The organism is Bradyrhizobium sp. HKCCYLS3070, assembly GCF_051167575.1.
GTDB lineage: Bacteria > Pseudomonadota > Alphaproteobacteria > Rhizobiales > Xanthobacteraceae > Bradyrhizobium.
The window spans coordinates 147,128-157,353 of record NZ_JBNPTI010000014.1 but is presented as its reverse complement, the minus strand read 5'-3'; the positions used below and the strand labels follow the sequence as shown (position 1 = coordinate 157,353).

Genomic DNA, 10,226 nt, shown 5'->3' with positions numbered 1-10,226 from the left:
CACAACGGCTCCTTCACCGGCCAGGGCACCAAGGGCGCCATGGGCACCGCGTCGTACCCGAACCACGTCGCCACCGGTGGCGCCGACTGCGTCAGCTGTCACAGCAAGGCGGCCAGCGGCGGATATGTGAGCTGGGGCGGCGCGGCGTTCACCCACTCTGCGGCCAACACCAATTGCTCCGCCTGCCACAATGGTTCGAGCGCGAAAGGCCTGACCACCCCGCCGCATATTCCGGTGACGGGCGTGCAGTGCTCGAACTGCCACAGCAACACGGCGGCGAGCTTCGCGACCTACACGATGAGCCATGCTGCCGTGCATGCCACGCGCTGCGACAGCTGTCACAACGGCTCGTATCGCAGCCAGGGCCGCAGAGGTGCGCAGGGGCCGGATCACAGCGCCAAGACGCAGGATTGCGGATGCTGCCACGTGCGCGCCGCCGCCAACTTCTCCACCTGGGACGACGACCCGCAGAAGCCGGCAGCAGGCTGCTCCACGACGGCGCGGTCGGTGGTTCCGGCTCAGGCCCCGGCCGTCAAGGCGGTGACGCCGGCCTCGACCGCCAACCGCACGATGACGGCAGCAACGAATCCCGATGCAGCACCCGGTACCAGCGCCGCACCGGCTGCATCTCAGGCCGCTGCTGCGGCCGGCGCTGCCGCCAAGCCCGCTGCGCCATCCAGTTCGACGCTCCTGTTCAGCAGCAAGCCGCTGGCGAACACGGCTGCGACGTCGACGGCTCCGACAGCGGGGTCCGAAGCAGGGGCCTCCGCCAGTTCGTCCGGTTCCTCCAAGCCCGACAGTTCGGTCAAAGCTGGCGGCGCGACGACGTCCGTGCCGCAACCGTTGAGCACGCCGTCCCGAATGACATCCGCGACATCACCACTCTCGCCGAACGATCCCCGCGGCAGGCTCTTGCCCCCGACCGATACTGGTAGCGACTCGCCGGAAGCGAAGAATGCCGGTCGGCTTCCGTCGCTGCTGCCGACGTTCAATCCAAGGGCAGGGCTTGCCGGATCGAGCACCACGGAGGCCGGCTCCAGATTCAATCACATGACGGCGCAAGGGCCATGCGCATCCTGCCATAACGGAATGACCGCGCCTGGCAAGCCGCCGAAGCACGTCGCAACCGCTGCGCCATGTGAGACCTGTCACAAGAGCACGACGACGTTCAGCGGCGCCCGGTTCAGCCACACCGGCACGACGGCGGCCTGCGCGAGCTGCCACAACGGCATGGCCGCGACGGGCAAGCCGCAGAAGCACGTCACGACGAATGCGCCGTGCGAGACCTGCCACAAGAGCACGACGACGTTCAGCGGCGCCCGGTTCAGCCACACCGGCACGACGGCGGCCTGCGCGAGCTGCCACAACGGCATGGCCGCGACGGGCAAGCCGCAGAAGCACGTCACGACGAATGCGCCGTGCGAGACCTGCCACAAGAGCACGACGACGTTCAGCGGCGCCCGGTTCAGCCACACCGGCACGACGGCGGCCTGCGCGAGCTGCCACAACGGCATGGCCGCGACCGGCAAGCCGCAGAAGCACGTCGCGACCAGCGCGCCGTGCGAGACCTGCCACAAGAGCACGACGACGTTCAGCGGCGCCCGGTTCAGCCACACCGGCACGATGGCGGCCTGTGCGAGCTGTCACAACGGCATGGCCGCGACCGGCAAGCCGCAGAAGCACGTGGTCACCAGCGCGCCATGCGAGAGCTGCCACAAGAACACCGTGTCGTTCTCGGGCGCGCGGATGGATCACACCAGCCTGACTGCGCCGTGCGCCAGTTGTCACAACGGCTCCAATGCTACCGGCAAGTCGCCGAAGCACTTCGTGACCAACGTCCCCTGCGAGAGCTGCCACCGGACGATGAGCTGGAGCTCGGTCAATTACCGGCATATGTCGGCAAGCTATCCGAACCATAGCGCCGCCATTGGCTGCACCGCCTGCCACAGCGGCAATTCGCAAGCCGTCGTGTTCAAGTTCGCGGCCTACAAGCCCGACTGCGCCGCCTGCCACGCCAGTGATTTCCGCCCGCAGCAGCACGCCAAGCTCGTGAAGCCGGCGCCGATGGACTACACCGTCGCCGAGCTCAAGGACTGCACCGGCGCATGCCATATCTATGCTGACAAATCGCAGACCACCATCATCACCCGCCGCCAGCGGCAGCACCGGGTCAATGGAGGCGGCTGGTGATGCGCGGCTGCTTCGGACAAGCAGCGGCGGCGAGGTCGGCGGGATGGCTGATCAGTCTGCTGGCCGGCTTGCTCGCAATCCTGCTCGACGGAGCCTTTGGCGTTGCACCGGCCCAGCCGGTCATCGATCAGTTCGTCGCCAATGCAAATGCCACGACGATCGGAAACTGCAGCCTTCTGCGGGTCAACTTTCACGTTCGTGTCCGCTACACCGGGCATTTCCCGCTCGACCAAGGCAGCCAGCTCAGCGTCTCGCTGCAATTGGTCGATCGGGACGCAATCATGGCGCGCCGCCTGGTCAGGCGCGAAGGCGTGCGTGTCGACAACGCCCAGGGCTCCGGCATCCAGGACGTCTATCTGACGCTCGATCAGAACAGGGGACCGATCCTCGTCGTCCAGTTTGCCGGCGAGTTCAGCTATCAGATCGTCCAATCCGGCAGCTTCGAGCAGGTGGCGATCGTGGTGGCCCGAAAGGGTCCGGTGTCGGCGTGCAAGGTGAAAGCCCTGGTGCCGAGCGTAGCCGCTCCGGATGCGCCGAAACCGGTTGCGATCCCCGGCACGGCGGCGTCGGTCCGCAACGACAATCGCACGATGCAGCAGGCGTCCGCGGCGGACATCCGGTTTGCGGAGGCCTCGATGGACGAGGCTCGCGCGTCGATCAAGAAAGGCAATTTCAGCGCCGCGATGGATCTCCTGCGAAAGGTGCTGAAACTCCCCGAGAACGGCTCGAGCGCCGAGGCGCAGGAGCTGCTCGGCGTGGCGCGGCAGAAGGCTGGCCAGACGGCTGCCGCGCAGGCGGAGTATGAAGACTATCTGCGCCGCTATCCGAGCGGCGAGGGTGCCGAGCGGGTGAGGCAGCGGCTCGCTGCGCTTCTCACCGCGACCAGCAGCGCACCGGCGCGGCCGCGCGACATGTCTTCTGTCACGCCCGAGGGCGGAGACATGGGGACAGGCATGCCGACCAAGGCGGCAGGGCCGAACGGCGACACCCGCTGGTCGATGTCGGGCAGCCTCTCGACCACCTTCATCACGAACGACACGACCAGCGCCGTCAAGGACAGGGCGATTGCGCCGAACCCGAATGCGGATCCCGACGCGCACCGGGTGCATCAGAACACGCTGCTGACCAATTTCGACTTTCTCGGCACCGCCGACAACGATCGCATCAGGACCAAGTTCAGGCTGGCGTTCACCCATGAGCGCCAGTTCGATACCGGAAACGACAAATACGGCGTCTCGACCGCCCAGGTTGACTACACGCTGAAGGAGGCCGACGTGACGCTGCGCGTCGGACGGCAGTCCCGCAACACCGGCGGCGTGATCGGCCGCTTCGACGGCGCGGTGCTGAGCTGGCAGAAGAGCCCCGGGCTGCGCCTGAACGTGCTCGCAGGCTCGCCGAACTGGAGCCGTTTCGACGCACCGTTCAAGGATGGCAAGACGCTCTATGGCGCGAGCATCGACTTCGGCAAGATCCTGGGCGGCCTTGAGACCACGGTCTATCTGATCACGCAATACGACCGCAACATCGTCGACCGCCAGGCCATCGGAGCCGAATTCCGCTATTTCGACACCAACAAGTCGCTGCTCGGCCTGATCGACTACGACACGCATTTCCGTGCGCTCAATGCGGCCGTATTCTCCGGAACCTATACGTTCGAGGACAAGTCGGTCGTCAACGCCTCGTTCGATTATCGAAGGGTGCCATTTCTCTCGACGTGGAATGCGCTGCAGGGGCAGCCGTTCCTCACGCTCTACGACATGATGAAGTTCAATACGGCCGGCGAGATCAGGCAACTCGCGATCGACCGCACGCCGACGTTCCAGTCGGCGATGGTGAGCTATTCGCGGCCCCTGAACGAGACCTGGCAGGTCGCGGCCGATGCCACGGTGACCAATCTGACCGGCACGCTGCCCTCCGGAGGAGTCGACGGCACGCCGGCGAGCGGTCTCGAATATTATCTGTCGGCTCAACTGACCGGGAACGGCATCATCAAGCCGGGCGATCTGTTCATGGGCGCGCTGCGGTACGCGAGCCTGGCGGATTCGAAGTTCTACGTGCTCGATCTCGCCACGCGCTATCCGATCACGCCGGATCTCGCCATCAGCCCGCGGCTGCGGGCGGGGTACAGGTCCGGGACGAAGACCGACTTGAAGGAGTACACGATTCTGCCGTCGCTGCTGGTCAGCTATCTCTGGTCGAAGGAGATCAGCCTGGAAACGGAGATCGGCTACCGGTTCGTCGACAGCACGCTGGCCAACGTCAAGACGACGACCAAGGACTTGTTCGCGACGGTCACGTTGCGGCGCGATTTCAACGCCGACGGTGTCACGAAGTGCAACGCCTCGATTGTCAGTTGCGCCTGGGCCAGGCCTGCGGCGCTGCAGGGCGGCCAGGGGGCGGGCTCGGGCGATATGCCGCTGCGGTCGCGCGCGTCGATCCTGCCGTCCTACATGCTGGAGACCGGAGTGCGCTACTGGTTCAGCTCCGGGCAGAATCGATACCGCTATTTCGCCGATCAGGCTGCGACGCTTCAGGTCTCCCGGCTCGCCTATGGCGGCATGACCGGGCACAGCGGCGAGATGTTCTTCAGGGTCGATGCGCTCGACGGCCCGTTCACCAACATGTTTCTGAAGGGCTATTTCGGAGCGGGCAAGATCAGCTCGGGCACGCTCGTCGACGAGGACTTTGCGCCCTTCGTCAATCCGTCGTCCAAGACCGTCAGCAGCGTGGGCGGGCGGCTGCAATACGCAAATCTCGATGTCGGTTTCAACCTGCTGGAGACGGACCGCTTCCGGCTCGGCGCCTTCGTCGGCTATCAATATTGGACAGAAACGGTCGACGCGCGGGGCTGCACCCAGGTGGGTGGCAATCCGACGATCTGCAGTCCGGCGCTTGGGGCAGGCGTGAAGGTTGTGACCGAGCAGGATCGCTGGCATAGCGGACGGGCCGGTGTCTCACTCGACACGCGGCTGTCGGACCGGCTGAGCTGGCAGGCGGAGGCCGCCTATGTCTGGACTTCGCAGAATGCGATCGACACGCACTATTTCACCTTCGGGCGCGATCCCGCCTCGGGACAAGGATCCGGATTCCAGGCCGAGACCGTGCTGAACTACCAGTTGACCGACAATTTCCGCATCGGCATCGGTGGGCGCTGGTGGCATCTCAGCACCAATGCGGTCGATTCGTTCAATCAGGTGCTGCGATATACGACGGAGCGTTATGGCGTGTTTCTCCAGGGCTCCTACCAGTTCAATCGGGCAAGATAGTCTGCTGGAGTCGTCCAATCATGAACTACCAGATGCGGCCGTTCGGCCTTCTCCCTGAATATGACGCGATGTTCCGCGGTGCATTGGATCGACTGCATCAGGAACGGCGCTACCGTGTCTTTGCGGACCTCGAACGCCTGGCGGGGCGCTATCCGTATGCGATCTGGCATTCGGAGGAAGGCAAGCGTGAGGTCGTGATCTGGTGCTCCAACGACTATCTGGGCATGAGCCAGCACCCGAATGTCATAGGAGCCATGATCGATGCCGCAGCGCGCATGGGCACAGGCGCGGGCGGCACCCGTAACATCGCGGGAACGAACCATCCGCTCGTCGCCCTCGAGCAGGAGCTGGCTGATCTCCACGGCAAGGAAGCCGCGCTGGTGTTTACCTCCGGCTACGTCTCCAACGAGGCGGGGATATCGACGATCGCCAAGCTGCTGCCTGGGTGTTTGCTGCTTTCCGACGAGCTGAACCACAACTCCATGATCGAGGGGGTTCGCAAGGCCGGTGCTGAGAAGCAGATCTGGCAGCACAATGATCCTGAGCATCTCGAACGGCTGCTGCGGGCGGCAGATCCCGAAAGGCCCAAGCTCATCGTGTGCGAGAGCCTGTACTCGATGGACGGGGATGTCGCGCCTCTGCATCGAATTTGTGACTTGGCCGAGCGCTACGGCGCTCTGACCTATGTCGACGAGGTGCACGCGGTCGGGATGTATGGCCCGCGCGGCGGCGGCATAGCTGAGCGCGACGGGGTCATGGAAAGGATCGACATTGTTGAGGGCACGCTGGCAAAGGCCTATGGCTGTCTCGGCGGCTATCTTGCGGCTGGGGCGAACCTGATCGATGCGGTGCGCTCCTACGCCCCCGGTTTCATCTTCACGACGGCATTGCCGCCTCCGGTCTGCGCAGCCGCGACCGCTGCAATCCGGCATCTGAAAGCCTCGACAGCGGAGCGCGTCCGGCATCAGGATCGCGCAGCGCGATTAAAGTCGGTCCTGACGGCAGCAGACCTGCCGGTGATGCCGAGCGAGAGCCATATCGTGCCGGTGCATGTCGGCGATCCCGAGAAGTGCAGGGCGGCTTCGGACCTGCTGATGTCGGAGCATGGCATCTACATCCAGCCGATCAATTACCCCACTGTCCGGCGAGGACTGGAACGCCTGCGTCTTACCCCGACGCCCTATCACGACGACGCGCTCATGGACCAACTGGTCCATGCGATGATGAAGGTGTGGGACAGGCTCCATCTCTGTTACCGCCGGGAGAGCGGTCTCACGCGTGGGCATGAAGCGCCATAGCGCTGCCGGCGAAAGATTGGATCAGAAATCGGCGTCCGGCCGGTGTGCGGAAAGGCGGTCGTGCTTCAGCCACTGAACGAACGCACGTGTTCTCCCTCTCCGAGCGCACCATCCAACCTCTCCCTCCTTTCCAGTCCGTTTCCGATCTGTGTGCGGATGGCCGTGTCCAGCGACGAGCCCGAGCTGTCCGACGGCCCATGTCAGGCATCCGGCCGGATCAGCGCCAGGCCCGAGTCCGGATCGTGAAACTTGCGCAGATGCGCCGGCGTTTCGCTGATGATGATCTCGAGGGTCGGGCGGATGGCCCGACCTCATATAGGCGTAACCACCGAAGAAGTCCTCACCCTTGTCCTGCACGCCGATTTGATCGTGCCCGCGATGGTTGCGCTGAATTTGACTTCCACGAAGTGGTCATCGGATCGTTGTCTTCCGCGCAATTATGCTAGGGAATGCAGCCAGAATCGGAGCGGCCCTCACCACAGCCGGAGATAGAATTGCGGCTGTCAGCCTGAATGAGAATCAACTACTTTAACGACGCAACCTGGACCATATGCAGCAATGAACCGTCGCGAGCGCCGAGCTTCACCCGCTAAAGTGAAGCTCCAACCTGTCAAGCCCGATGGTGCCGCGCTCTTCTATGACGCTGCTTTGCGCGATGTCGCCGATGGCCGACATGCGGATGCCGAACGGTGTTGCCATATGGCGCTTGCGATCGACGGAGGGCATGCGCCGACCCTCAACTTGCTGGGCATCCTTGCCCTGCAGGGGCAGCAGTATGAAGCTGCATTGCAGTGGGTATCCCGCGCGCTCCAGCAGGATGTTCAGCCGCAGTACTTCCTGAGTCTTGGCACGGTGCTGCAGGTCTTGGGACGCTCGGATGAGGTGCTGAAGGTCGTCGACAAGGCGACGGCGCTCGGTCTCGAAAGCGCCGATCTGTGGATGCTGAGGGGGAATGCCCTCGTCAACCAGCAGCAGCTCGCCGACGCCGTGTCGAGCTTCCAACGTGTGCTGGAGCTGAATTCCAGGCATTGGGATGCCGCCAACCAGTGCGGCATCACGCTTCAACGGCTGGGGCGGATCGACGACGCGCTTACCTATCTCGATCTGAGCGACGTCTTGCGGCCCAACCATGTCCCGACACTCTTGATGCGTGGCGCGCTTCTGAACGGCTTGAAGCGCTTCGACGAGGCCCTGACGATCTGCCAGCGAGCTCACGCCATCGAACCGGAAAACTCCGACATCTGCGTCAAGACCGGCATCGTGTTGCGGACGATGTGCCGAGACGAGGACGCGTTGGAATGGTTCGAGCGAGCCCTGGCTCTGCAGCCGGGTTCAAGGGATGCGCTGCACGACAAGGCCTCCGTGCTGACGAAGCTCCGTCGGTTCGACGAGGCGTTCGAGATCTACAGGCAGTTGAAGGGGGCCGATCCGAGAGACGCGCTGGCCGATCTTGGAACGGCTCATTTGAACCTGTTGTTGGGAAATCTCGACGCGGGCTGGTCTGGCCGGGAGGCCCGTTGGAGCCTGCCGAGCTCTTATCCGCGCTTCCGGCGACCCATGTGGCTCGGCCAGGATGGCATCGCGGGACAAACCATCGTCATCGCCGCCGATGAAGGACTGGGCGATACGATCCAGTTTGTCCGCTACGTGCCGATGGTCGCAGCGTTGGGCGCGCGCGTCATCCTTGCCGTTCAAAAGCCGTTGCTTCCACTGTTGTCGAACATGCCAGGCATTTCGCAATGTATTCCGGTCTCGGAGGCCGCCGACCTTGCGGGGGTGGATGTCCATTGTCCGATCATGAGCCTGCCGTTTGCCTTTCGGACGACACTGGCCACGATTCCAGCGCCGGTGTCCTATTTGCAGGCGCCTGATCCGGATCGGATCCAACTCTGGCAGGAGCGCCTTGGCACGCCCGAGAAATTGCGCGTCGGCCTGGTCTGGTCAGGCAACCCCAATCATCTCGACGACCACAATCGCTCCATCCCGTTGCGCACGTTGTCCCGCCTGCTCGGCGCGGATGCGGCGTTTGTCAGCCTGCAGAAGGAGCCGAAGGCCGAAGACAAGGCCGTGCTCCAGGAGACGAGCGGGATCGTGGACCTGACGGGTCAACTTGCCGATTTCGCCGATACCGCCGCGCTGATCTCATGTCTGGATCTCGTGATCACGGTCGATACCAGTGTCGCTCATCTCGCCGGCGCGCTTGGCTGTCCGACCTGGACGCTTCTGTCGTACACGCCGGACTATCGCTGGCTGCTCGATCGTGACGACAGCGTCTGGTATCCGCGCATGCGCCTGTTCCGTCAGCGCGAAAGGCGCGATTGGGGCGAAGTCATCGATCAGGTCGGAGATGCGCTTCACGAACTGGTTGGGGCGAGGGCGCCGTCCCCGCCGGTCTCGAGCGATGCGATCGCGTGATCCGTCGCCGCTTCAATTCGACGGCTGGCGGCTTGCCGTCAGCTGCTGCCGGTAGCGTTCGGCGTCCCAGTTGAGCAGCAACTGCTCGTGCTGAGACGAGAGATAGCCGATATCGGCCGATAACGGCAGGCGGCTGGTCACGAGCGCGAGGCAGCTCAGCATGGCCTCGGCGCCCGGGCTGGCGTCGCTGCGGATGAGGGCGCCGAGACCCGGCGCGAGGGCCGCGACGGGCGCGGGCAGGCGGCTCGCGTCCGCCCGTGCGAGCAGCGTGGCGAGGCCGCCGGCGCTCTCGATCGTCGGCAGGCCCGGGCCGAGAAACACGACGTGGTCCGGATACAACGAGCCGCCGGTCGCGATGGCGCGGCTGAACGGATCGGTGGCGATGCCGTGGCTACCAGCATCGTGCGGCAGGCGATAGGCGGTGCCGGCGCACAGACGGCGCAAGGCCGCGGCGTCGGCAGCGGGCGCCGGGCGCACCGGCAGCGCCAGCCTGCGCTCGACGTCATGGACCAGCGCCTCGGCCTGATCGCAGCTTTCGGCACCAACGACGAGGCCGTGATTGCCGAGGATCAGCACGTCGATGCAGTCGCGCGCGACGATGGTGCTCACTGCGCGCGCCAGCGGCAGTCCGGGATGAAAGTAGTCGAGATGGCGCCAGGCGAGCCCGTCCAGCCGCGCCGCAAATTCATCGCGCGCATCGCGCCGCGCCGCCCAGGCGATGGTGTTGACGGCATGCACGTGCAGCACGACCCGGTGCGGCAGCAGCGCATGCAGCGCGGTCTCGATCGAGGCGCGCAGGGGGCCGGGAGCGGCCAGCGGAATGCGCTCGTCGTCAGCGGCGAGCGCATCGCGCGCCGCAGGCAGGAGAACAGGCACGAAGATGTCCTTCGCGTCGGCGTCGGCCAGCCAGGTGCCGGACGCCTTCACCCACAGCACATCATCCTGCTTGAGCGAGGAGTTGCCGCCGGCGCCTTGCACCAGCTCGATGTTGCGGCCGACCCGCGCCGACATCCGGCGCAAATCATCAAGCTCGGCAGGCTCGCGCATTTCGCGTCTC

Annotated in this window: 4 protein-coding genes and 1 pseudogene; 4 read left to right on the top strand and 1 reads right to left on the bottom strand. The window is 64.8% G+C overall.

Going from position 1 to position 10,226, the window contains the following annotated elements:
* From ACQR03_RS29545 to ACQR03_RS29530, 4 genes and pseudogenes are all read left to right on the top strand, one after another.
* Window positions 1-2,190, top strand: a pseudogene (locus ACQR03_RS29545) (hypothetical protein); the annotation flags it as partial.
* Window positions 2,190-5,456 (top strand): hypothetical protein, encoded by a 3,267-nt coding sequence (locus ACQR03_RS29540; RefSeq protein WP_434842098.1) that lies wholly within the window; start codon window positions 2,190-2,192, stop codon window positions 5,454-5,456. The pseudogene ACQR03_RS29545 and the gene ACQR03_RS29540, both read left to right, overlap by 1 nt.
* A 20-nt stretch (window positions 5,457-5,476) precedes the next feature.
* Window positions 5,477-6,754 carry a 5-aminolevulinate synthase gene (hemA, locus tag ACQR03_RS29535; RefSeq protein ID WP_315827292.1) on the top strand — a complete coding sequence of 426 codons (1,278 nt, stop codon included), beginning with the start codon at window positions 5,477-5,479 and terminating at the stop codon, window positions 6,752-6,754.
* 558 nt (window positions 6,755-7,312) lie between these two features.
* Window positions 7,313-9,169, top strand: a complete 1,857-nt coding sequence (locus tag ACQR03_RS29530) for a tetratricopeptide repeat protein (protein WP_434842099.1) — start codon at window positions 7,313-7,315, stop codon at window positions 9,167-9,169.
* Between the two features lie 12 nt (window positions 9,170-9,181).
* Here ACQR03_RS29530 and ACQR03_RS29525 read toward each other — a convergent pair whose 3' ends face one another.
* Window positions 9,182-10,216, bottom strand: a complete 1,035-nt coding sequence (locus ACQR03_RS29525) for a class II aldolase/adducin family protein (protein WP_315718341.1) — start codon at window positions 10,214-10,216, stop codon at window positions 9,182-9,184.
* Between the last annotated feature and the right edge of the window lie 10 nt (window positions 10,217-10,226).

Coding starts and splice junctions, on each gene's coding strand:
- ACQR03_RS29540 (WP_434842098.1), top strand. CDS start 2,190: ATGCGCGGCTGCTTCGGACAAGCAGCGGCGGCGAGGTCGGCGGGATGG.
- hemA (WP_315827292.1), top strand. CDS start 5,477: ATGAACTACCAGATGCGGCCGTTCGGCCTTCTCCCTGAATATGACGCG.
- ACQR03_RS29530 (WP_434842099.1), top strand. CDS start 7,313: ATGAACCGTCGCGAGCGCCGAGCTTCACCCGCTAAAGTGAAGCTCCAA.
- ACQR03_RS29525 (WP_315718341.1), bottom strand. CDS start 10,216: ATGCGCGAGCCTGCCGAGCTTGATGATTTGCGCCGGATGTCGGCGCGG.